Genomic DNA, 21,000 nt, shown 5'->3' on the forward strand with positions numbered 1-21,000 from the left:
CTGCGGCCCAGTTCGATGAGCCAGACGCCGAGGCGGACCAGGGCTCGGTCGATTCCGCCCAGTCTGTCCTCGGTGACGGTCGACGAGTGGGGGTCTCACCGTCTGCCTGCCCGGACTGCGCCCGACTGCTGCGTTTCTCAGATTGCCTGCGCTCGACCTGTTCCTCTCATGCTGGGCGTGAGACCCTGGTCACATGAGCAATCGTCATGTGATCCCGCCCTACCTCCTTGATTCCCTCGCCGAGCGCGGAGGCGAGAGGTTCCCCCGCGCCGCTCGTGCCGCTCGCAGCGCTCGGATGTCCGACGAATCCTCTCGCAGCCTGCGCGCCGAGGGGCTGCGCTACACGCCGCTGCTCGAGGACTCGGAGTCCGGGTCCCGGGGCGCTGCGGGGTCGGCGACAGGCGCATCGGGTGTCAAGCGGATCATCCATGACGCGCAGGGCACCGAGACCCTGCCGGGAGTCCTCGTCCGCAGCGAGGGCGAAGAGCCGGTCTCCGACGAAGCGGTCAACGAGGCCTACGACGGACTCGGTGCCTCCTACTCGCTCTTCGCCGAGGTCTTCGATCGCGACTCGCTCGATGGCAAGGGGATGCCGCTCATCGCCAGCGTCCACTACGGCCAGGACTATGACAATGCCTTCTTCGACGGTCGGCTCATGGTCTTCGGTGACGGCGATGACGAGGTCTTCACCGGGTTCACGGGATCGCTGTCGATCATCGGCCACGAGCTCAGCCACGGCGTCATCAGCCATACCGCGGATCTCGAGTACTCCGGACAGCCCGGGGCACTCAACGAGCACTGCGCCGACGTCTTCGGTGCCCTGACCGAACAGCACGATGCCGGGCAGAGCGCTGACCAAGCCACCTGGCTCATCGGCGCCGGAGTCTTCACCCCCGACGTCACCGGTCAGGCTCTGCGCTCCATGATCGCGCCCGGCACCGCCTATGACGACGATGTCCTCGGCACGGATCCGCAGCCCGACCACATGAACGACTTCATCACCACGGACTCCGACAACGGTGGGGTCCATCTCAATTCCGGCATCCCCAACCGCGCCTTCGCGCTTGCGGCGACCAACCTCGGCGGACGAGCATGGGAGACCGTGGGACAGGTGTGGTTCGCCGTCCTTGTAGGGTCCCAGATCACCACCCGCACCGACTTCGCGGGCTTCGCGGCGCTGACCATCGCCGAGGCGGCCGCGGCCTTCGGTGAGGGATCCGACGTTCACGACGCCCTCGTCCAGAGCTGGGACGCCGTCGGCGTCACCCGAGCGGCAGGACGGGGCAACGTGGGGAGCGGCTCGTGAGCGAGTGTGGCTCGAGCGGCGGTGGCGGTGTCGGATTCGGTCGCATCGTCATCGCTCGTTCGGGAGGGTTCGCCGGTCTCAGCCTCGTCTGGGACCTCGACATCGATGCGAGCTCCCTCCGTGAGGAGATCGGCTCTCAGGTGACTCGTCTGCCTTGGCCGTCTACTGCCGCAGACGGGGCGGAACCGGCCCATGTCGGGCCGGGCGAAGCCGGGGCGGGAGGCGCCGGGCAGGCTGATCGCTTCGTCTACGAGATCGAGAGCCGCTACGGTCGAGCCCGCCTCGGCGAAACCGAACTCACAGGAGAGTGGAGGCTGCTCGTCGACACCGTTCGGCAGGTGGCAGAACCTCAGAGGAGGACGCCGGGCGCCGGGCAGTGAGCCAGACCAGAGGGCGGACGGCGCATGGTGGTCAGCCCCAGCTGAACGGAAGGCTCTGTTGCATAGAACGATCGATCGGATACAAACTGCAATAGACTGGCTCGCATGACTCACGATGACACCACGTCGAAGAAGAACGAACGCGACCTCGAGGACGGCATCCACACGGACCTGCGGTCGACGATGACCTACGGGTCCTATCTCAGCCTCGACCGTCTGCTGACGTCCCAGCACCCGGTCAGCGAACCGGTCCACCACGACGAGCTGCTGTTCATCATCCAGCACCAGACCACGGAGCTGTGGTTCAAACTCGTCATCCACGAACTCCTCGACGCCCGCCGCCTCATCGCCGACGACCAGCTCCAGCTGGCGCTCAAGCGCATCGCCCGCGTCAAGCACATCCAGAAGACCCTGACGGAGCAGTGGTCGGTGCTCGCGACGCTGACGCCGAGCGAATACGTCGGGTTCCGCGATGAGCTCGGCCAGTCATCGGGCTTCCAGTCCTGGCAGTACCGGGCGGTGGAGTTCCTGCTCGGCAACAAGAACGCCGGCATGCTGCAGGTCTTCGACGGAGAGCCCGAGGCCCGCGCGCAGCTCGAGACGTACCTCAACGAGCCGAGCGTCTACGACGAATTCCTGCGCGCCCTCGCCCGTCGCGGACTCCCGGTTCCCCAGCGACTGCTCGAGAGGGACGTGAGCGTGGCGCACACCTTCGACGAGGAACTCCTCGACGCCTTCCGCATCATCTACGAGAACCCCGAGAAGTACTGGTTGGAGTACGAGAGCTGTGAGGAGCTGGTCGACCTCGAGGAGAACTTCCAGTTCTGGCGCTACCGGCACATGCGCACGGTGCTGCGCATCATCGGCATGAAGCGCGGCACCGGCGGTTCGAGCGGCGTCGGGTTCCTTCAGAAGGCCCTCGACCTGACCTTCTTCCCCGAGCTGTTCGACATCCGCACCGGCATCGAGAACGGGCCCGGCACCGCAACCGCACCTGCCGCTCGGTCCGGTGACGCGGCCTCCGGCTGCCCGGGGATGTGAGCCGAATCGTCGCCCTCGAACCGGCACCGGGCAGTCCCACCTCATTGCTGCGGACGTTCGTCGGACTCCACTTGCGGGACTTGGGCGGGTGGATCCGCGTCGCGGGTCTGCTCGAGCTCCTGGCCACGGCGGGAGTTCCGACCTCCTCGACCCGCAGCGCCGTGTCGAGGCTCAAGGACAGGGGGCTGCTCCTGTCGGAGAAGCGGGACAGCCTCGCGGGGTACCGTGTGGACCCAGCGGCCGCGACCGACCTCGAACGCGGCGATCGGCGGATCTTCTCCTACCGCGGCCAGCGGGATGACGAACCTTGGTGTCTCGTCTCCTACTCCCTGCCTGAAGTGGAGCGGTCGAAGCGGGTCCAGCTGCGTCGAGCGCTCATGGGATTGGGCTTCGGCGCGGTCTCCGACGGACTGTGGATCGCTCCCGGACATCTGCGCGCAGAGGCAGAGGACGCGGTGGACAGGCTCGCGGCCCGCGAGCATGCGACGATCTTCATCACGCAGACGCCGCGGACGGCCGGGCCCTTCGCGCGGTCGGCGGCGGCGTGGTGGGACCTGGATCGACTTGCACTCAGACACACCGTATTCCTCGACCGGTATGAGCACCATGCCATCGAGGCATCTGCCTCCGATGACCGTGAATCCTTCATCCTGTGGCTGCGCTGCGTCGATGATTGGAAGACGATCCCCTACGTGGATCCGGGACTGCCCGCCAACGCTCTGCCCGCGGACTGGCCGGGAATGAGAAGCGTCGATCTGTTCGCCGAGCTGCGCGCCCGGTTCTCCGCACCCGCACACGACTATGTCGCGAAGGTCGCAGCCGCAGACTGATCGACTGTACCGCCACCGGCAGTCTCGGCGGGGCGCTCCTGATCAGCCCGGCGGCACTTCGAACCGGTCCGGCAGGGCGTCGGTCGGTCAGCCCAGCAGCACGTCGAGCAGGAGGGGGAAATGCTTGGAATCGGGGTCGACGAGATCGGCGTGATCGGCGCCCTCGGCAACGATCAGGCGCGCCGGGAACACCCGTGAGAAGCCGATGTCGACCGTGAGGTCCCTGTCGCCGTGGAAAGTGACCAGATCCGCCCGCCCCGGGATGAGCAGCGCCCGTGACCGCGGGTCCTCACGCAGATACGGTGCGAGGTCCTGTTCGGGGCTCGCCCCCATGTAGTCGAGCACAGCGCCCCCGGCGAGACCGTCCTCGACTTCCCGGAACAGGTCCGTGATCGGGGCGAGCGGCCGCAGGCGGAATTCCGGCCCAACCTCGCCGAGGTGGCTCGCCCAGGCGAGGACCAGGCATCCTCCCGCCGAATGCCCGGACACGATGAGCCTGTCCCGCGCCCGCGGATTCACGCCCCAGGCCGACAGCGAATCGCACGCGAATGCGATGGCCGAGGTGACATCGTCGAGGCAGTTCGGCTGCCCACCGGAGCGTCGGTACTCGACGAGCACGCACAGCACCCCCGCCTCGGCGAGGGCTGCGGCCAGGGGCCGGGCATGGGTGAGGTCCGTGCCTTGGCGGAAGTATCCGCCGTGGACGAAGATCACCGTCGCCGAGGTGGTGGTCGGGTCACCGTAGACTTCGAGGAACTGATCGGGGCTTCTGCCGTACTCGTGACGGGAGAAGCCGGCGACGGCGGCATCTGCCGATCGCGCCGATTCCGAGGCGACCGGGTCGAGTGCGGCACCGGCCGCGCTCAGTGTGGCGAATCGCTCACTCTCGTCGGGGGCGCTCGTGGTCTGGTCCATGCGGCCGTCGGCAGTCATTCGATGTGCGCAGTCATAGAAATCTGCGAAGTCATTCGGACCTGTGCAGTCATTCGGACCTGCGCACGCGGGTGAGGTCGGGCAGCTTGGCGCCGAGCTTGTCGCCCGAGGACTGTCCGCGCAGACGACGACCGACCCAGGGGGCGAAGTGCTCCCGAGCCCATTTCGACTCCTCGCTGACGACGTCCCTGATCGGACGGGTCGGACGAGCAGGCATCGCAAAGCCCTCGGCGGGCAGCGAATGTCCGCTCTCCAGCGTCGCCAGCGCCTGCCTGGCGACGAGGTCATGCCCCGCGGGCGAGAGGTGGATCCTGTCGTCGGCCCACATGTCACCGGCGTAGAGCGGGCGCAGACCCCAGACATCGGTCATGTGGCAGCCGTGACGCTGTGCGATCGACCACAGGTGGGCGTTGTAGATGCCCACGCGAGGACGCACCGCACGGATCAGCGGTGAGCTGATCTCCGTGTCGAATCCGTTGCACATGAGCACCTCGATGCCGGCCTCCCGAAACGCGACGACGGCTCGTTCGAACTGACCGGCCAGGTCGTCGATGTCGGCCATCGGCCGCAGGCAGTCATTGCCGCCGGCGCAGAAGCTGACCAGATCGGGTTTCATGGCGAGGGCTTTGGGCACCTGCTCGTCGACGATCGAGTCGAGGAGTCGACCGCGGATGGCGAGGTTGGCGTACGCGAGATCGGGGCTGCCGACGGGGGAGTCGACGAGCATCTGCGCCAGACGATCGGCCCACCCTCGGTACCGATTGTCGACGCCGTCCGGATCGGGATCCATCAGCCCCTCGCTGAAGGAATCGCCGATGGCCACATACGTACCGATGGTCTCGAGCATCAGGGGTCCTTCTCTCATTGATTCTTCGACTTCGCACTATACTGAATCGGTGTCGCCGGGTTGCCCCGCCCCCTGCCTCCCGATCGACCGACCCTGCCTCATGACCAGTGCTGATCGCCTGGCGTAGACTCGTTTCAAGACGGTCCGCGTCCGTGAAGGCCACTGCATGAGGAGCACAATGTATCGTTCGGTTCCGGTTCCCGAGATCTCCGATTTCGCCATCACCAACGCTCGGATCCTGCCCATCGCGGACGCCGACGGCCGACGTGTCGGTCCGATCGAATCGGGCACGATCCTGGTCTCGAACGGGGCGATCGCCTCGGTGGCCGTAGGCGACGCGCCGGCGCAGAACCTGCCTGCCGGCACAGAAGTCATCGACGCCGGCCGACGCTGGGTGCTGCCCGGCTTCATCGAAGCCCACGGTCACCTCGGCGTGCATGAGGACGGCGAAGGCTGGTCGGGCGACGACACGAACGAGATGACCGACCCCAACGGTGCCGGCGTGCGTGCCCTCGACGGCATCGACCCGACCGACCTCGGATTCAAGGACGCGCTGCGCGGAGGCGTCACCTCGGCGCTCATCAAACCCGGATCCGGCAATCCGATCGGCGGACGCACGGCCTTCATCAAGACCTGGGGTCGGATCGTCGACGAGATGCTCGTGACGCAGGACCTGTCCGTGAAGTCCGCTCTGGGAGAGAACCCGAAGCGCGTCTACGGTGAGAAGAACGTGACTCCCTCGACGCGGATGGGAACCGCGAAGATCCTCCGCGACGCCTTCGTCGACGCCCGGAACTACCAGGCCAAGCGCGCCCACGCCGAAACCGAGGGCACCCCCTTCGAGCGCGACCTCGTGAACGAGACGATGGCGGACGTCCTCGACGGGAAGCTCGCCTTCGACCAGCACTGCCACCGAGCCGATGACATCGCCACGGCCATCCGGCTGTCCGAGGAATTCGGCTACCGCTTGGTCGTCAACCACGGCACCGAAGGCCACAAGATCGCCGACTTCATCGCCGACAAGGGCATCGACGTCATCCTCGGGCCGCTGATGACCAGCCGGTCGAAGGTCGAGCTGCGCGACCGCACCCTGGCGACCGCAGGCGCGCTGGCCAAGGCCGGCGTCCGTATCGCTCTGACCACCGACCACCCCGTCATCCCGATCAACTTCCTCATCCACGAAGCCTCCCTCGCCGTCAAGGAGGGCCTCGACCCCGTCGTCGCGCTCGAAGCGCTGACGATCAACCCCGCCGCGATCTTCGGCCTCGACGACCGTCTGGGATCACTCGCCCCCGGCCGCGACGCCGACCTCGTCATCTGGTCCGGCGACCCTCTCGACCTCAACTCCCGCGCCGACCAGGTGTTCGTCTCCGGCCGCAAGGTCTTCGAATTCGATGCCGAGACCGGATCCGCCGATGTCGCAGATCCGCACGGCCCGACTCTCATCAGTGAGCCGTGACGGACGAGCGCACAGAAGAGGCCCCCACCGCCGAGGTGCCGGTCGACGCCCAGTCGTCGACCGGACCCGAGCACGGTGCGAATCAGGGTGAAACCGGCTCCAAAGCACTTCAGGAGCTGCTCGAGCTCTCCCGCCAGCAGCGCTCGCAGGAGCAGGCCGAGGCGCCGACCGGAGAGCTGGAGCCGAAGGAGACGGGTCCGGCCGACGCGAGGGCGCCGAAGACGTCGACAGCCAAGTCGAAGCAGAGAGCAGAGCACAGGGGTGCCTCGCAGCGGATCGCCCAGCGTGTGGCCAGGCGCACCGTCGGCAGGCTCGTATCCGGGTCCGGCACCTCGGTCAACACTCAGCCCGTCCCCATCGTCACAGCCCTCAAAGGGTCCCCGTACAAGGCTCCTGTGCAGGCGAGCGAACCCGGTGAGGACGAGGCCCGGATGGTCCTCGACTTCGCCGCCGACATCGCCGCGATCATGATGCGTGCAGGTGCGGGCACCTCCGACATCGAGGTCTCCGTCATCGCGGCCTGCGCTTCCTTCGGGCTGACCACTGCGCAGGTGGATCTGACCTCGAACACGCTGACCGTGCACTATTCGACCTCTGACGGTCGCCTCATGACCGTGATGCGCGTCAACCGGGGCGAATCGATCCACTTCGCGAAGCTGGGCTCCGTGCACAAACTCGTCACCGAGCTGGTCGCGGGAAACATCGGATTCAACGATGCGCGGAGCCGTCTCGACGCCATCAGACACCAACGCAGACCTTACCGGGAATGGTTCGTCACGGGAGCCTGGGGACTCATGGTCGGCAGCCTCGTCGTGCTGCTCGGCGGCGGAGCCATCGCCGCGGGCCTCGGTATCGTCATGTCGATCTTCATCAGCCAGGCCGGCAAGGTCATCGGCCGCACCACTCTGCCCAGCTTCTTCATCACGACCCTGCAGGCGGCGATCGCGACCCTGGTGGCGATGGTGGCGGGCAACTTCGGCATCATCGAGTCACCGCAGTACCTGGTGGCCGCCGGAATCGTCCTGCTGCTGCCGACACAGTCACTGTACTCATCCGTCCAGGACGCCCTGACGAACTTCCCACTCACCGCTGCCGGACGAATGGTGGGAGTGGTTCTCACCCTGGCCGGCATCGTCTCGGGGTTGGCCCTGGGTGTCGTCACAGGAGAGGCGATCGGTCTCGATCCGATCGAGGTCCTCGTGCCCAAGACCGGTGTGCACGTCCTCACTGCGATCGTGTCGTTGGTCGCCGCGGCCGTCGTCTCGATGGCCGGTGTCGTCGGCATGAAGTCGACGAGGCGATTCATCCTGCCGGCCGCTTTCGTCGGTCTCGCCTCCTACATCACCATGACCTCGCTGACGATCCTCTCCGTCGACAACGTCCTGGCCTGTCTGCTGGCCTCGACCGTGACCGGATTCCTGGCCCGTCCGCTGTCACTGCGATTCGGCGCGCCTGCCATCGTGCTCATGATTCCCGCGATCTACACGCTGCTGCAGGGGCTGTCGATCTTCACCGCCGTCTACCAGATCGTCGCCGAATCTGAGACGACGTCCTTCGCAGTGGGGCTGTCCTCGCTGTTCTCAGCGATCCTGGCCAATGCCGCGCTGGCCGTCGGCGCGGTGCTCGGCAGCTACCTGGCCCGACCGCTGAAGAGCCTCAAGGCCGATGCGGTGGAGAAGACTGCCGAATCCGCGCGATCCTCGGATTCGACGATCACCATGGACACCGTCGAGCCGCGCGACTGAGGGTCCGAGCCGCACGACTGAGCGTCGTTCGCGCAATCGAAGTGGGCGGCGTGGAATTCGTGCCTAGGGATCACCCCTGGGGCGGGAGGCTCCAGTCGATGGGAGCCAGGCCCTTCTGCGCCAGCAGCTCATTGGTGCGTGAGAACGGTCGGGAGCCGAAGAATCCTCGGCTGGCCGACAGCGGCGAGGGGTGCGCGGACTCGATGATCGCGACCTCGGAGCGTCCCGACTGCAGCATCGGAGCCAGACTCCTCGCATCCCGACCCCAGAGGATCGCCACGAGCGGCCGGTCGCGGTCGACGAGGGCGGCGATCGCCCGTTCCGTGATCGCTTCCCAGCCGCGCTTGCGATGCGAGGCGGGCTCACCCGGAGCGACGGTCAGCACGCGGTTGAGCAGCATGACTCCCTGACGCGACCACGCCTGCAGGTCACCGTGGGCGGCGGGTTCGGTACCGAGATCGGAAGCAAGTTCCTTGTAGATGTTCGTCAGCGACCGGGGGAGCGGCCGGACATCGGGATCGACGGCGAAGGACAATCCGATCGGATGCCCGGGCGTCGGATAGGGATCCTGGCCGACGATGAGCACCTTCACCTCGGCGAGGGGCTCCGCAAAGGCACGGAACACCTTGTCGCCGCTGGGCAGATAGCTCCGGTCGGCGGCGATCTCCTCGCGGAGGAAATCGCCCATGGCGTGGATGCGATCCTCCTGGTCGGCCAGTGCGGCGGCCCAGTCGTCGGACATGATTTCGGGCAGCGCAGCAGTGGAAGTCATGCCCGCGATTCTACCGCCGGACCTGAGCGGCGAATGTGTGCACACGATGCAGATCAGGTGTGCATCATCGCCTACCGTCCCACCATTCTTTTCGTACCCGGGCAGGAGATATGCTCGGTTGGAGGAGTTCATCGCAGAACTGAGTAGGTGAAAGGATCACAATGTCGCAATTTCCCGAGGCCACGGACTGGAAGATGTTCATCGGCGGAGAATGGGTCGAAGCCGCCGACGGTGACAGGAAAGACGTCATCACCCCCATCGATCGCAACGTCGTGATCGCGACTGTGGCCAATGGCAAGGAAGACGATGCCGATCGCGCCGTCAAGGCCGCTCGGAAGGCCTTCCCCGAATGGGCCGCGCTGCCCTTCAAGGAACGTCAGAAGGCGCTCATCCGGTGTGCCGACGCGCTGGAAGCCGGTGCGGAGGAGCTCGCCCAGCTGACTGCGATCGACACCGGAAACGCCATCCGCACCCAGGCCCGGCCCGAGACCGGCACCCTGGTCGACCTGTTCCGCTACATGGGCGGAGTCGCCGGGGAGGTCAAGGGCAGCACTCTGCCCGCAGGCGACGGACAGCTGCAGTACACGAAGCGCGAGCCGCTGGGCGTCGTCGCGGGAATCCTGCCCTGGAACTCTCCGCTGATGATCGCCGCGTTCAAGACCCCCGCCGCGCTCGCCGCCGGCAACACCATCGTGCTCAAGTGTGCTGAGGATGCACCGCTGACCATCCTCAAGATGGCCGAGCTCATCGCCGACAACCTGCCCGCCGGTGTTCTCAACGTCGTCACGGGTAAGGGCTCGGTCATCGGTGAGGCCCTCAACGTCCACCCGGACGTCGACAAGGTCTCCTTCACCGGTTCGACCAACGTCGGCCGTCACGTCGCCGAGTTGGCGGGCGGTCGTCTCGCGCATTCGTCGATGGAACTCGGCGGCAAGAGCCCCAACATCATCTTCCCAGACTCGAACGACGACGACACCCTCCAGCAGGTGCTGCTCTCGACCCGCTTCGCACGCCAGGGTCAGTCCTGCACGATGGGTTCGCGCCTGTTCCTGCACGAGGACATCTACGATGACTTCCTCGCCAAGCTCGTCGATGCGGTGTCGAAGATGAAGGTCGGAGACCCTCGCAATGAGGACTCCGACATCGGCTGCATCATCAGCAAGAAGCAGTACGACCAGGTGGCCGACTACATCGAGATGGGCAAGGCGATGGACGGCGTCGAGGTCGCCTACGACGGCTCCGATTCCCTCGAGGTCGGCGAACCCGGCTTCTACCACGCACCCGTCATCTTCTCGAGGGCCCGGAACGAATGGCAGACGAGCCAGGAGGAGATCTTCGGGCCCGTGCTCTCCGTGATCCCGTGGAAAGACGTCGACGAGGTCGTCGACATGGCCAACGACAGCGAGTTCGGCCTCGCGGCATTCGTCTTCACGAAGAACGTCGATGCGGCGCTGACGATGGCCAACCGCATCGAATCCGGCTGGGTCCAGGTCAACCAGGGCGGCGGCCAGATGGCGGGCCAGTCCTACGGCGGCATGAAGACCTCGGGCTTCGGCCGCGAGGCATCGCTGGAGGGCATGCTCGAGGGCTTCACCCAGATCAAACAGGTCAACATCCGCATCCGCTGATCGTTCCCGCCCGGCCGACGGTCTCGATCCACTCGGCTGACGGTCCCGACCCACCCTGCTGCGGGTGGCCACACATGTGAGTCACCTGCAGCAGGGTGGGTCGTCCTGTTCGCCCGCCGACAGGCTGCCCAGGGCCTACCCCGGGCCGTCCCGTGGACCGCGGTCCACCCCTTAGCGGAGGGGGTGAAGGATGTGGTGCACCTCGCACGGCGCGCCGCGAATTTCGGTCCCGTCGTCCGGGAGATAAGATGGAAACAACGATTCATCTCGAAGGAGCACACCGTCTATGCCGCAGAACCAAGAGGCCCCCGAACTGAGTGAGCTCGAGGAGTCCGTTCTGGAGTTCGAACGGCGGTGGTGGAAATACGGTGGAGCAAAGGACCACGCGATCCGGGAGCGATTCGACATGTCGGCGACCAGCTACTTCCAGATCCTCAATTCCCTGCTCGACAACCCTGCCGCACTGGCCAGTGACCCCATGCTGGTCAAACGCCTGCGTCGCATCCGCACCACGCGGCAGAGTGAGCGGGCACAAGCCCGCGTCTCGAGGTAGACATGACTGACGAATTCGACGAGATCGAAACCGGACGACGCAGCGGGGCCCACCGACAGGAGTCCGCGGCTCAGTCGAACGTCGGCGCCATCGCGCTGGTCATCATCCTCGCACTCGTCGCCGTGCTGCTCGTGGTCGCCGCGATCAACATCATCACGTCGTCGATGAAGAACCCGGAGTCAGACGTCGCCGAACCCGGCTCCGAGAAAACCGCCTCGGCGAGCCCCTCGCCCAGTGAGAGCGAAGTCAGCGTCGCGGATTCCTCGCTCGACGTCGACGTCCTCAACGGTTCGGGCGTCTCCGGAGTCGCCCAGGAGTTCTCCGAGGCGGTGGAGAAGAAGGGGTGGAGCGTCGGCGAGGTCGGCAATTACTCGACCGGACTGAGCGACTCGACCGTCTTCTACAAGGATGAGTCGGATGCCTCACAGGCAGAGATGGTGGCCGAAGCCCTCGGCGTCGACGCCACCGAGGCGTCGACGGACTTCGACGCCGACATCACCGTCGTCATCTGCTCGGACATCGCAGAGCGCGGGCCCGAGCCCAGCGATGGCGGATCGGGCGAGAACTGACCCGACCGGCGTTGCGAGCGATCCTCCGTGCACCCGCGGCTCCGATCGGACGGTGCTGCCGACATGGGACCGGTGCGGATGCGAACTCGTCCGAACAGCCAAGATAACGAATTGGTAACAGTGTTGAGCGCTCGAGGGACCAGTCCGGTGCTGGGGTAGAGTTGCATCAGCTAGGCAAGCACTGTCCTTGTGTTCTATTCGTGCTTCACCGAGATCATTCTCTAGAGGTCAATGAGAGAAATCGCGGGGTCGGTTGGGTTTTACTAGCTTCCGCTGTCTGCAGTGCGGCCGGATCGGCCGCAATCGGATGGTGGAATGTCAATGACACTGCACTGTATGGAGAAGTAATGGCACAAGGTACCGTCAAATGGTTCAACGCCGAAAAGGGCTACGGATTCATCACCCTGGAAGGCAACAACCAGGACGTGTTCGTTCACTGGAGCGCTATCCAGATGGACGGCTACCGCTCTCTCGAAGAGGGCCAGCAGGTTGAGTTCGAAGTGGGAGAAGGACAAAAGGGTCCTCAGGCGGAGTCCGTCACCCTCCTCTGAGGCTCACTGAAGCAAAGTCTTGAGATCCGCTTCGGCGGGAAACGGGTCGCGTGCCCGTCTCCTCCGAGCTGGGAAAGCGCCAGGCAGGCAACTGCTTGGCGCTTTTCAGTGCCCGGACCGGACGCGTCCGAGCGAGTTTTCCGGACCAGACGTATCCGAGCGAGACCGGGGGCGGGGCTGCGGCCCGCAGTCCGGACCCGCGGCCCGACCTCGCCGCGCCCGGGTGCCCGGCAGTTTCGCGCTGGGCCGAACCTGCGCCGATGCAGGGATCGGCCACGATCGTGAGTCTCGGAGAGTCGACAATATTTGCACTCGCATGGGGAGAGTGCTAAATCTAGTACTGGTGAAAACCTTGGGTTTCTCATCAATCGCCTCGAGAGCGTGGTTCATGTGTGGAATGGAACATGCGGACACACTCTCTGCCGTCGCGGGCGTTGGCGATTGCTCTGGAAGCCCACTCCACTCCATCAGGGAGGATCTAAGCCACTATGGCAAAGATGATTGCATTCGACGAAGAAGCTCGTCGGGGACTCGAAGCTGGCCTCAACCAGCTTGCGGAAGCGGTCAAGGTAACCCTTGGGCCCCGCGGTCGCAATGTCGTGCTCGAAAAGCAGTGGGGCGCACCCACCATCACCAACGATGGTGTCTCCATTGCCAAGGAGATCGAACTCGAGGATCCCTACGAGAAGATCGGCGCCGAGCTCGTCAAGGAAGTCGCCAAGAAGACTGACGACGTCGCAGGCGACGGCACCACCACCGCCACCGTTCTGGCTCAGGCAATCGTTCGCGAGGGCCTGCGCAACGTGGCGGCCGGTGCTGATCCGCTCGGCCTCAAGCGCGGCATCGAGAAGGCTGTCGAAGCCGTGACCGGTGTTCTGCTCGAGAACGCCATCGACATCGAAACCAAGGAACAGATCGCCGCTACAGCCGGTATCTCCGCCGGAGACCCTGCCATCGGCGAACTGATCGCCGAGGCCATCGACAAGGTCGGCAAGGAAGGCGTCGTCACCGTCGAGGAGTCCAACACATTCGGACTCGAGCTCGAGCTGACCGAGGGTATGCGCTTCGACAAGGGCTACATCTCCGGTTACTTCGTGACCGACACGGATCGCCAGGAAGCTGTCCTTGAGGATCCCTACATCCTCATCGTCAACTCCAAGATCTCGAACGTGAAGGATCTGCTGCCCGTCCTGGAGCAGGTGCAGCAGTCGAACAAGCCGCTGTTCATCATCGCCGAAGACGTCGAGGGCGAAGCCCTTGCCGTCCTGGTGCTGAACAAGATCCGCGGCACCTTCAAGTCCGTGGCCGTCAAGGCTCCCGGCTTCGGAGACCGCCGTAAGGCTCAGCTGGCCGACATCGCCATCCTGACCGGTGGTCAGGTCGTGTCCGAGGAAGTCGGGCTCAAGCTCGACAGTGTGTCGACCGAAATGCTGGGCACCGCCCGCAAGGTCGTCATCACCAAGGACGAGACCACCATCGTCGAGGGTGCCGGAGACGCAGAGGAGATCGCAGGTCGGGTCGCACAGATCCGTGCCGAGATCGAGAACTCGGATTCGGACTACGACCGTGAGAAGCTGCAGGAGCGTCTGGCCAAGCTGGCCGGCGGTGTGGCGGTCATCAGGGCCGGTGCCGCGACCGAGGTCGAGCTCAAGGAGACCAAGCACCGCATCGAAGATGCAGTGCGCAACGCCAAGGCTGCTGTGGAAGAGGGAATCGTCGCCGGTGGCGGCGTCTCGCTCATCCAGGCGGGCAAGACCGCCTTCGCCAACCTCTCACTCGAGGGTGACGAAGCGACCGGTGCCAACATCGTCAAGGTTGCCATCGAAGCCCCGCTCAAGCAGATCGCCACGAACGCCGGCCTCGAAGCCGGTGTGGTTGCCGACAAGGTCGCCAACCTCGAAGCCGGATTCGGTCTCAACGCCGCAACCGGTGGATACGAGGACCTGCTGGCCGCCGGCATCAACGACCCGGTCAAGGTGACCCGCTCTGCTCTGCAGAACGCCGCCTCGATCGCCGGTCTGTTCCTGACCACCGAGTCGGTCGTCGCCGACAAACCTGAGAAGGCTGCGGCAGGTGCTGACGCAGCTGCTGCCGGTATGGACGGAATGGGCGGCATGGGCTTCTGATCAGCCCTTATCGCTCGAAGAGCCGTGGCGGTACCCGAAAGGGCGCCGTCACGGCTCTTTTCGATCCACCCGCCCTCCCGTAGCCTGGATGCCATGAATTTCACCGGCACAGAGTCCTGCGGCAACAGCCCGAAGAACGTGTTCGTCGCCCGTTTCGAAGAGAACCTGTTCAAGACCGACAAACCAGCCCTCGCCGAGGTGATTGCCGAGGACTGCGTCCTCCAGATCGTCGACAGCGGTGGAACTCAGACCACCACCGGCCGCGACCAGGTCGTCGAGGCGCTGCTGGGGCTGGCGGCTTCGAAGCCCGTCGCCGGTCACCTCGAAGCAGCCATCACCCATGGCAAAGCCGCGGCCGCGTGGGGCCAGTGGGAGTTCTCGAACGACGGTGAGGACGTCAGGCAGTTCTCGCACACGTTCTGGTTCCGGACCCACAAAGCCGAAGAGTTCGCCCAGATCCGCACGTTCCACGTCTGACGCGACGAGGTCCACGTCTGACGCGACGACGAGTGACGCCTCGGCCAGCTCAGTCCCAGGGGTCGTTCCGGCGTCGGCGTCGGCGTTCCTCTCTCCGCCGGCGGGTCTCATCACGAGGATGATCGTGGTCCGGCGCGAATGGAGGAGCCAAGGGGTGCGGAGGCTGCAGCCCGCGGCCGAACGCGTCTTGACCATCATCGTCATCGTCGTCATCGTGCTTGTGTTCCTCGAGCTCCCGCTGCGCCTCGGCATCACCGAGCTGTGCTCTGGCTCGTCTCGTCAGCTCTCGCTTGCGCCTGCGGATGACGTCGTCCTTGTTGGCGACCTGTGAGATCGCCCCGAAGAGCATCGGTAGGACGATGAAGATCGGCCAGAAGAAGATGGGACCGCCCGCAGCCAGCGAGGAGACGGTCCAGATCGCCAGCGTGATACCGGCAGGGCCGGCGATCATTCCGAGCATCGCGTTGCGGACTCGGTCCTTGTAGTACTTGCGGGCGGCCGCATCGATCTGCTCGGGCGTGATCGGGACGCGGTCGGCTTCCAACCGGGCGAGGGCCTGGGCACGGGCGGGCTCGTCGAGCTCGCCCGGCTCCGCATCCTCCGCCTCGGCGATGACGAGGTCGCGTACGAGTTCGGGCGCCTCACCCAGGGTCTTCAGACCGTTGGCGGCCTCACTGCGCTCGTCGAACTCCTCTGCATCGATCTGCCCCAGCGCAAACGCCTCTGCGAGCACATCGGTCACGACGGCACGGTCGGCGTCCGAGGCACGCACCTGCCCATGAACGCGAGGATCCGCGCTGAACCGTGACCAGAGAGGATGACTGCTCATGTCTCTTACTGTAACCCCGCCCACAATGATGCCTTGAATTAGACTTGAGCGAATGGAACCCGTCGTCGTGCTCATCCTGTCTGCGGTGTTCCTCGGGGCGGTCTCACAGCGCGTCGCAGGGATGGGGTTCGGCCTCGTCAGCGGTCCGTTCCTCGTGCTCCTGCTCGACCCGTTCTCCGGCGTCGTCCTCGTCAACATCTGCGGCATCGTCGCCAGCGGCACGGTTTTCCTCCGCACCTGGCGAGAAGTCGAATGGAGCTCGCTGTGGAAGCTGACGCTGGGAACGGTGATCGGAGCGATACCCGGAGCCCTTCTCGCCGCGGCTCTGCCGGCACCGCCCCTGCAGATCCTCATCGGCGTCCTGATCATCGCCTCACTGATCAGCTCCATGGTCATCGGACGGATCGGGAAGACAATGCCCGCGAACTTCACCACTCAGTTCACAACCGGTCTCCTCTCCGGAACAATGTCGGCCGCCGCCGGTACGGGTGGTCCAGCGGTCAGCGCCTATGCGGTGCTGACACGTTGGCAGCAGCGCGCATTCGCCGCGACCCTGCAGCCGTTCCTCATGGTGGGCACCACCTCGGCGGTCATCTTCAAGGCCATATTCGACCACAGCGCCTGGCCGCAGCTGCAGGTGCAGACGTGGATCGGGATCGCGGCGATGCTCGTAGCCGGACTCATCGGCGGTGACTGGCTGTCGAAGCGAATCGAATCGTCGAGCGCGCGCATCGCGATGATCGTTCTTGCTCTCGGCGGGGGAGCGGCGACCCTGATCAAAGGGCTGATCCATCTGTGGTGAACGCCGCGTCGGAGAACGTCGGCCGATCGGCGTGGGACGCGGGTTTCGGACGCCTCCGGCGGACGGATTCCGACCCGGAAGGCTGAGCGGATACGAGGGGTGAGTTCAGTCGCCTGTCAGACTCATCCGGCATACTTGTGGGTGACTCGTTTTGCTGGGAGGCATAGATCGTGGCAGAAGTATTCCTGTTAGTGCTCGTGGTGCTCGGGGCCATTTTCTTCATCGGTCACCGCAAGGAGAAGAAGCGTCAGAGAGAGCTTGTCGCCGCCGAGCTTCAGCAGGTGAAGAAGACCGCTGAAGAGGACGTGACGTCCTTCGGCGAAGAGGTCGCCGAACTCGATATCCTCACCGCCGGAGTCGAACTCGACACCGGCGGTTCGCAGGACTACAAACAGGCGCTCGACTCCTACGACATCGCCAAGGAGACCCTTGACAATGTCGACGAGCCTTCCGATATCCGCGCTGTCACCGAAGCCCTCGAAGACGGTCGCTATGCGGCCAAATGTGTGCGCGCCCGCGTTGACGGGACACCGCTTCCCGTGCGTCGGCCTCCCTGCTTCTTCAACCCGCAGCACGGCCCCTCGGTCGAAGACATCGATTGGGCGCCGGCCGGTGGCCAGCTGCGACCGGTCCCCGTCTGTGCCGCCGACGCTGAGCGCGTCGCCGTGGGTGCCGAGCCCGCAGTCCGCAAGGTCGTGACCGGTGACGGACACACACGCCGCGCCTATTGGGAAGCAGGCCCTGCCTACGCCGAGTACAACCGCGGATACTTCAACTCCTATGCAGGCTCGGGGCTTCTGCCCGGCGTGCTCATGGGCTCGATGATGTTCGGCGGCATGGGCGGCGGCTGGGACGGTGCCTATGGCGATGCAGGCGGCGACGCGGGCGGCGGTGACGCAGTAGGCGGCGATGCCGGTGGCGACGGCGGCGGACTCTTCGGAGGCGGCGACGGTGGCGACGGCGGAGGCCTCTTCGGCGGCGACGGCTTCGACTTCGGCGACCTGTTCTGATGGAGTCGATCGAGATCCGCGGCGAATCGATCAGACTCGGTCAGCTGCTCAAACTCCACGGCGTCGCCGAACACGGCGCAATGGCCAAAGACATGATTGCCGACGGTGAGGTCGTCGTCAATGGGGAGGTCGAAACTCGCCGAGGTGCCACGATCCGTCCCGGAGACACGGTCGAGGCGTTGGGTGAAGTCATCGAAGTCGCGACCGAACCGGACAGCTGAGCCGAGCGGATCGCCTGAGCCGCAGTTCCCTTCCGGGCGGCCGGGCTGTTTCAGCGCCGTTGGTCTCCTCCGGGGGAGTCGCTGATCCCTGGAGCATCCCAGAGAGCGGCCCAATTGGATGTGTCCTCTTCGAAGGGCAGCTCGTTCGAGAGAATGCCCCGCACCTGGATCTCAAGCGGATTGTCGCGCTGTTTGGGTCCGGCCTGCGCGAACGGATAGAAGGTGCCGCGCTTGTACTGATAGACGAGTGCCAGACGTCGCCCGTCCGAGTGGGAGAAGTAGACGGTCGAACACAGCAGCATCGTGTCGAAGCCCTGGCCGACGAGCGCCGAGTTCACGGCGTGCAGGTTGGTGACGAGGTTGACCACCTCGGCGTTGGAGTCGGCGACCACCTGCCAGGTGTAGCCGTACCCGTCGTTGCGCTGCGACACATGGGCGGCAGGGTCGGAGCTGATGAGGGCGATGCTCTCGGACTCTGCAGTCTGGAAGGCGGCGCCCTCGACCTGCCGGAACGCCACGGCGCCGACGCCGGTGGGCTTGAAACCCGTCGCTGCCTCGAGGGTCAGCGCGGCGGGAGGCAGTGCGAAGAGGTCGTCGAGGTTTGCCCGCTTCGGTTTGGAACGGCCCAGCAGCGCGTCGAAGAAACCCATGGAACTCCTAATGGATGTCGGTCTGTGCGGTTGAAGTCAGTGCGCACTGTGCGGTTGAGGTCAGTGTGCCGAGGGAAGAGTCGGTCGGAACTCGGCAGCCCACGGGGTCACTGCGGCTGCGAGAGCTGACCGGAGATCCTCGCCAGCTGCTCCAGACGCTTGTCCAACGAAGGGTGGGTGGAGAAGAGCTGGCCGAGGCTCGCCTTGCCGCTGGCGGCGGGGATGAGAGCCAGGTGATTCGCCGAGGAGGACGAACGCAGGTCCTTCTCCGGGATCTTGCTCATGTCGCCGCTGAGCTTGGTCAGAGCAGAGGCCAGCGTTGAGGGTGCGCCGGTGAGAATGGCCGCCGCCCTGTCCGCGGCAAGCTCACGATACCGCGAGAGGCTGCGGATGAGGACGAACGAGAGCCCATAGACGATGGCGCCGACGAGGAGGAACGCCAACTGGATCGGAATGCCGCCATTGTTGTTGGATCGGCCGAAGCTCATGAAATAGCCTGCGCGCATCATCAGTGCGGCTACGACGCCGGTGACTCCGGCGACGGTCATGACGGTGACGTCGCGGTGGGCGACGTGGGAGAGCTCGTGGGCCAAGACGACTTCGACCTCATCGCGGTCGAGCTTCTCGAGCAGGCCGCGGGTGACGCACACGACCGAACGCTCCGGGGAACGGCCAGTGGCGAAGGCATTGGGAATGGCCGAATTCGAGATGGCGACGCGGGGCTTGGTCGAGTCGGAGAGCTGGCAGAGCCGATCGATCATCGTGTGCAGCTCCGAGGCCTCCTCGGGGGAGACCTCGCGGGCACCCATCGCCTTCATCGCGATCTTGTCGGAGAAGTACCACTGGAAGAAGAACGCGCCCGCACTGATGAGCACGGCGATGACGACTCCGGAGATGCTCCCGCCGAAGATCCACCAGATGGCGAGGATGAGAAGAACGTAGATGAGCCCGTTGAGGAAGATCGTCCACCCCATGCGCATGGTGAGTCCGTTGTCCTTGACGAAGCGGTTCTTCATCGTGGTTCCTCTCTGGGTCTGGCAGTTCCGGCCCACAGCCTCGGTTGAAGGCGATGGGCCGGAGTCATCGATATCGAGTTCTTGACGATCAGGCAGGGTCCGGGATGAAGCCTTCGCCGGTGAGGAGCTCCGTGATCTCCTCCAGCGTCGCATCGACGAACGGCACGACGGCCTGACTCGAGCCCAGGAAGTCGTCGGCCACGGGTGCCCCGTTGCTGATGATGAAGTCGTGGAGGGAGCTCAGAGCGTTTCTGGCGGCATCCTCGTTTCCGGCATCGACGGCGTCCTCGACCTGGTTGTCGTAGGTCTGGAGCAGTTCCTGGTTGACGTCGGCGATGTCGTACTGGCCTTCGCCCATGATGCGGATGATCATTGCCTGTCCTCGCCTTCAAGAGACTGCTGCTGCTTGTCGGAGGAGGCCGGCAGCGACTCACGCATTCGATTGATCTCCATCTCCACATCGTTCTCGCTCGAGAGCGCGTCGAGCTGTGAACTGATGTCGTCCTTCGACGAACCGGTGACGTCCTCCAAGGCGCCGGAGGCGATGAGCTCGTCGACGGCGCCGGACCGCGCCTGGAGCGAGGCGGTCTTGTCCTCGGCGCGTTGGACCGCGAGTCCGACGTCACCGAGCTCTTCGGAGATGCCGGTGAACGCTTCGCCGATCTTCGACTGCGCCTCGGCGGCGTTGTACGTGGCCTTGATCGTCTCCTTCCGGGTGCGGAAGGCGTCGACCTTGGCCTGCAGACGCTGCGAGGCCATGGTGAGCTTCTGCTCTTCGCCCTGCAGCCCCTCGTGCTGGGACTGCAGATCGGAGATCTGCTGATTCAGTCCCGACTTCCGAGTCAGAGCCTCGCGGGCGAGATCTTCACGACCGATCTCCATGGCCTTCTGGGCCTGGCCGCTGAGCTTGTCCTGCTGCTGTTCGAGCTGGTTCATCTGCAGCTCGAGGCGCTTGCGGCTGGTGGCGACATCGGCAACACCGCGGCGTACCTTCTGCAGCAGCTCCAGCTGCTTCTGATATGAATAATCGAGCGTTTCATTGGGGTTCTCGGCTTTGTCCAGTGCCTTGTTGGCCTTGGCGCCGAAGAGCGTCGCGATCCTTTGGAAGATGCTCATCCGTAGTCGACTCCTGCATTGGTCTTGACCCGGCACCGCAGGTCGTTCATCTCCGAACCCGGAGAAATCCGGCCTGCACCACCGCGAACTATCGCTATCAGCCTACTAACAAAGGCTGATAATTTGCCAGACGCCGACA

Annotated in this window: 23 protein-coding genes; 15 read left to right on the plus strand and 8 right to left on the minus strand. The window is 65.1% G+C overall.

Annotated elements, in window-relative coordinates:
• Window positions 1-193: 193 nt before the first annotated feature.
• The 4 genes from BKA07_RS06165 (at window position 194) to BKA07_RS06180 (ending at window position 3,557) form a co-directional block, all read left to right on the plus strand.
• Window positions 194-1,306, plus strand: coding sequence for a M4 family metallopeptidase (locus BKA07_RS06165; RefSeq protein ID WP_167950116.1), 1,113 nt, complete (start codon window positions 194-196; stop codon window positions 1,304-1,306).
• Window positions 1,303-1,686: a protealysin inhibitor emfourin gene (locus BKA07_RS06170; protein ID WP_167950117.1), complete on the plus strand. Its 384-nt coding sequence runs from the start codon at window positions 1,303-1,305 to the stop codon at window positions 1,684-1,686. Before BKA07_RS06165 ends, BKA07_RS06170 begins: the two co-directional genes overlap by 4 nt.
• Before the next feature lie 105 nt (window positions 1,687-1,791).
• Window positions 1,792-2,727, plus strand: a complete 936-nt coding sequence (locus BKA07_RS06175) for a tryptophan 2,3-dioxygenase (protein WP_167950118.1) — start codon at window positions 1,792-1,794, stop codon at window positions 2,725-2,727.
• Window positions 2,724-3,557, plus strand: coding sequence for a PaaX family transcriptional regulator (locus BKA07_RS06180; RefSeq protein ID WP_342449001.1), 834 nt, complete (start codon window positions 2,724-2,726; stop codon window positions 3,555-3,557). Before BKA07_RS06175 ends, BKA07_RS06180 begins: the two co-directional genes overlap by 4 nt.
• 87 nt (window positions 3,558-3,644) lie before the next feature.
• On the opposite strand, the gene BKA07_RS06185 is transcribed toward BKA07_RS06180, so the two are convergent.
• On the minus strand, window positions 3,645-4,472 hold the full coding sequence (locus tag BKA07_RS06185) for an alpha/beta hydrolase (RefSeq protein ID WP_167950119.1): 828 nt from the start codon (window positions 4,470-4,472) through the stop codon (window positions 3,645-3,647).
• A 67-nt stretch (window positions 4,473-4,539) separates the two neighbouring features.
• Entirely contained in the window at window positions 4,540-5,337 is a 798-nt protein-coding gene (locus BKA07_RS06190; protein WP_167950120.1) for an SGNH/GDSL hydrolase family protein, read from the minus strand.
• Window positions 5,338-5,515: 178 nt separating this feature from the next.
• On the opposite strand from BKA07_RS06190, the gene BKA07_RS06195 reads away from it, so the two are divergent.
• The gene (locus tag BKA07_RS06195) at window positions 5,516-6,796 is read left to right on the plus strand and encodes an amidohydrolase (RefSeq protein WP_167950121.1); all 1,281 of its coding nucleotides are present in this window, start codon (window positions 5,516-5,518) and stop codon (window positions 6,794-6,796) included.
• Window positions 6,793-8,541 (plus strand): threonine/serine exporter family protein, encoded by a 1,749-nt coding sequence (locus BKA07_RS06200; RefSeq protein WP_167950122.1) that lies wholly within the window; start codon window positions 6,793-6,795, stop codon window positions 8,539-8,541. The genes BKA07_RS06195 and BKA07_RS06200 overlap by 4 nt, the downstream gene beginning before the upstream one ends.
• A gap of 70 nt (window positions 8,542-8,611) precedes the next feature.
• Here the strand turns inward: BKA07_RS06200 and BKA07_RS06205 are convergent, their stop codons facing one another.
• The gene (locus tag BKA07_RS06205; RefSeq protein WP_167950123.1) at window positions 8,612-9,313 is read right to left on the minus strand and encodes a uracil-DNA glycosylase; all 702 of its coding nucleotides are present in this window, start codon (window positions 9,311-9,313) and stop codon (window positions 8,612-8,614) included.
• 161 nt (window positions 9,314-9,474) lie between these two features.
• On the opposite strand from BKA07_RS06205, the gene BKA07_RS06210 reads away from it, so the two are divergent.
• The 6 genes from BKA07_RS06210 (at window position 9,475) to BKA07_RS06235 (ending at window position 15,217) form a co-directional block, all read left to right on the plus strand.
• Window positions 9,475-10,941, plus strand: coding sequence for an aldehyde dehydrogenase family protein (locus BKA07_RS06210; RefSeq protein ID WP_167950124.1), 1,467 nt, complete (start codon window positions 9,475-9,477; stop codon window positions 10,939-10,941).
• A 286-nt stretch (window positions 10,942-11,227) separates the two neighbouring features.
• Window positions 11,228-11,494, plus strand: a complete 267-nt coding sequence (locus BKA07_RS06215) for a DUF3263 domain-containing protein (protein WP_167950125.1) — start codon at window positions 11,228-11,230, stop codon at window positions 11,492-11,494.
• Window positions 11,495-11,496: 2 nt separating this feature from the next.
• On the plus strand, window positions 11,497-12,063 hold the full coding sequence (locus tag BKA07_RS06220) for a LytR C-terminal domain-containing protein (RefSeq protein WP_167950126.1): 567 nt from the start codon (window positions 11,497-11,499) through the stop codon (window positions 12,061-12,063).
• Between the two features lie 347 nt (window positions 12,064-12,410).
• The gene (locus tag BKA07_RS06225; RefSeq protein ID WP_167950127.1) at window positions 12,411-12,614 is read left to right on the plus strand and encodes a cold-shock protein; all 204 of its coding nucleotides are present in this window, start codon (window positions 12,411-12,413) and stop codon (window positions 12,612-12,614) included.
• 488 nt (window positions 12,615-13,102) lie between these two features.
• Entirely contained in the window at window positions 13,103-14,740 is a 1,638-nt protein-coding gene (gene groL, locus BKA07_RS06230) for a chaperonin GroEL (protein ID WP_167950128.1), read from the plus strand.
• A gap of 93 nt (window positions 14,741-14,833) precedes the next feature.
• A complete protein-coding gene (locus BKA07_RS06235) occupies window positions 14,834-15,217 on the plus strand; it encodes a nuclear transport factor 2-like protein (protein WP_167950129.1) in 384 nt (127 codons plus the stop codon).
• Window positions 15,218-15,266: 49 nt separating this feature from the next.
• Here the strand turns inward: BKA07_RS06235 and BKA07_RS06240 are convergent, their stop codons facing one another.
• On the minus strand, window positions 15,267-16,046 hold the full coding sequence (locus BKA07_RS06240; RefSeq protein WP_167950130.1) for a DUF1707 SHOCT-like domain-containing protein: 780 nt from the start codon (window positions 16,044-16,046) through the stop codon (window positions 15,267-15,269).
• A gap of 52 nt (window positions 16,047-16,098) precedes the next feature.
• Here BKA07_RS06240 and BKA07_RS06245 point away from each other — a divergent pair, with 52 nt between their 5' ends.
• The 3 genes from BKA07_RS06245 (at window position 16,099) to BKA07_RS06255 (ending at window position 18,079) form a co-directional block, all read left to right on the plus strand.
• Window positions 16,099-16,848 (plus strand): sulfite exporter TauE/SafE family protein, encoded by a 750-nt coding sequence (locus BKA07_RS06245; protein ID WP_167950131.1) that lies wholly within the window; start codon window positions 16,099-16,101, stop codon window positions 16,846-16,848.
• 170 nt (window positions 16,849-17,018) lie between these two features.
• A complete protein-coding gene (locus tag BKA07_RS06250; protein WP_167950132.1) occupies window positions 17,019-17,858 on the plus strand; it encodes a hypothetical protein in 840 nt (279 codons plus the stop codon).
• Entirely contained in the window at window positions 17,858-18,079 is a 222-nt protein-coding gene (locus BKA07_RS06255) for an RNA-binding S4 domain-containing protein (RefSeq protein WP_167950133.1), read from the plus strand. Before BKA07_RS06250 ends, BKA07_RS06255 begins: the two co-directional genes overlap by 1 nt.
• A gap of 50 nt (window positions 18,080-18,129) precedes the next feature.
• On the opposite strand, the gene pspAB is transcribed toward BKA07_RS06255, so the two are convergent.
• The 4 genes from pspAB to BKA07_RS06275 all read right to left on the minus strand — a co-directional run bounded on the left by pspAB (window position 18,130) and on the right by BKA07_RS06275 (window position 20,861).
• Window positions 18,130-18,729, minus strand: coding sequence for a PspA-associated protein PspAB (gene pspAB / locus BKA07_RS06260; RefSeq protein ID WP_167950134.1), 600 nt, complete (start codon window positions 18,727-18,729; stop codon window positions 18,130-18,132).
• 107 nt (window positions 18,730-18,836) lie between these two features.
• Window positions 18,837-19,745, minus strand: a complete 909-nt coding sequence (gene htpX, locus BKA07_RS06265; protein ID WP_167950135.1) for a zinc metalloprotease HtpX — start codon at window positions 19,743-19,745, stop codon at window positions 18,837-18,839.
• An 88-nt stretch (window positions 19,746-19,833) separates the two neighbouring features.
• Complete coding sequence (pspAA, locus tag BKA07_RS06270; RefSeq protein ID WP_167950136.1) at window positions 19,834-20,118, minus strand: PspA-associated protein PspAA; 285 nt, start codon at window positions 20,116-20,118, stop codon at window positions 19,834-19,836.
• On the minus strand, window positions 20,115-20,861 hold the full coding sequence (locus tag BKA07_RS06275; RefSeq protein ID WP_167950137.1) for a PspA/IM30 family protein: 747 nt from the start codon (window positions 20,859-20,861) through the stop codon (window positions 20,115-20,117). The genes pspAA and BKA07_RS06275 overlap by 4 nt, the downstream gene beginning before the upstream one ends.
• Window positions 20,862-21,000 lie beyond the last annotated feature (139 nt).

The sequence above is a fragment of the Brevibacterium marinum genome, assembly GCF_011927955.1.
GTDB classification, from domain to species: domain Bacteria; phylum Actinomycetota; class Actinomycetes; order Actinomycetales; family Brevibacteriaceae; genus Brevibacterium; species Brevibacterium marinum.

What these genes read in the sequence shown, in the direction of transcription:
- BKA07_RS06165 (WP_167950116.1), top strand. Translation starts at nt 194, where the DNA reads ATGAGCAATCGTCATGTGATCCCGCCCTACCTCCTTGATTCCCTCGCC.
- BKA07_RS06175 (WP_167950118.1), top strand. Translation starts at nt 1,792, where the DNA reads ATGACTCACGATGACACCACGTCGAAGAAGAACGAACGCGACCTCGAG.
- BKA07_RS06185 (WP_167950119.1), bottom strand. Translation starts at nt 4,472, where the DNA reads ATGGACCAGACCACGAGCGCCCCCGACGAGAGTGAGCGATTCGCCACA.
- BKA07_RS06190 (WP_167950120.1), bottom strand. Translation starts at nt 5,337, where the DNA reads ATGCTCGAGACCATCGGTACGTATGTGGCCATCGGCGATTCCTTCAGC.
- BKA07_RS06195 (WP_167950121.1), top strand. Translation starts at nt 5,516, where the DNA reads ATGTATCGTTCGGTTCCGGTTCCCGAGATCTCCGATTTCGCCATCACC.
- BKA07_RS06205 (WP_167950123.1), bottom strand. Translation starts at nt 9,313, where the DNA reads ATGACTTCCACTGCTGCGCTGCCCGAAATCATGTCCGACGACTGGGCC.
- BKA07_RS06210 (WP_167950124.1), top strand. Translation starts at nt 9,475, where the DNA reads ATGTCGCAATTTCCCGAGGCCACGGACTGGAAGATGTTCATCGGCGGA.
- BKA07_RS06215 (WP_167950125.1), top strand. Translation starts at nt 11,228, where the DNA reads ATGCCGCAGAACCAAGAGGCCCCCGAACTGAGTGAGCTCGAGGAGTCC.
- BKA07_RS06220 (WP_167950126.1), top strand. Translation starts at nt 11,497, where the DNA reads ATGACTGACGAATTCGACGAGATCGAAACCGGACGACGCAGCGGGGCC.
- BKA07_RS06225 (WP_167950127.1), top strand. Translation starts at nt 12,411, where the DNA reads ATGGCACAAGGTACCGTCAAATGGTTCAACGCCGAAAAGGGCTACGGA.
- groL (WP_167950128.1), top strand. Translation starts at nt 13,103, where the DNA reads ATGGCAAAGATGATTGCATTCGACGAAGAAGCTCGTCGGGGACTCGAA.
- BKA07_RS06235 (WP_167950129.1), top strand. Translation starts at nt 14,834, where the DNA reads ATGAATTTCACCGGCACAGAGTCCTGCGGCAACAGCCCGAAGAACGTG.
- BKA07_RS06240 (WP_167950130.1), bottom strand. Translation starts at nt 16,046, where the DNA reads ATGAGCAGTCATCCTCTCTGGTCACGGTTCAGCGCGGATCCTCGCGTT.
- BKA07_RS06245 (WP_167950131.1), top strand. Translation starts at nt 16,099, where the DNA reads ATGGAACCCGTCGTCGTGCTCATCCTGTCTGCGGTGTTCCTCGGGGCG.
- BKA07_RS06255 (WP_167950133.1), top strand. Translation starts at nt 17,858, where the DNA reads ATGGAGTCGATCGAGATCCGCGGCGAATCGATCAGACTCGGTCAGCTG.
- pspAB (WP_167950134.1), bottom strand. Translation starts at nt 18,729, where the DNA reads ATGGGTTTCTTCGACGCGCTGCTGGGCCGTTCCAAACCGAAGCGGGCA.
- htpX (WP_167950135.1), bottom strand. Translation starts at nt 19,745, where the DNA reads ATGAAGAACCGCTTCGTCAAGGACAACGGACTCACCATGCGCATGGGG.
- pspAA (WP_167950136.1), bottom strand. Translation starts at nt 20,118, where the DNA reads ATGATCATCCGCATCATGGGCGAAGGCCAGTACGACATCGCCGACGTC.
- BKA07_RS06275 (WP_167950137.1), bottom strand. Translation starts at nt 20,861, where the DNA reads ATGAGCATCTTCCAAAGGATCGCGACGCTCTTCGGCGCCAAGGCCAAC.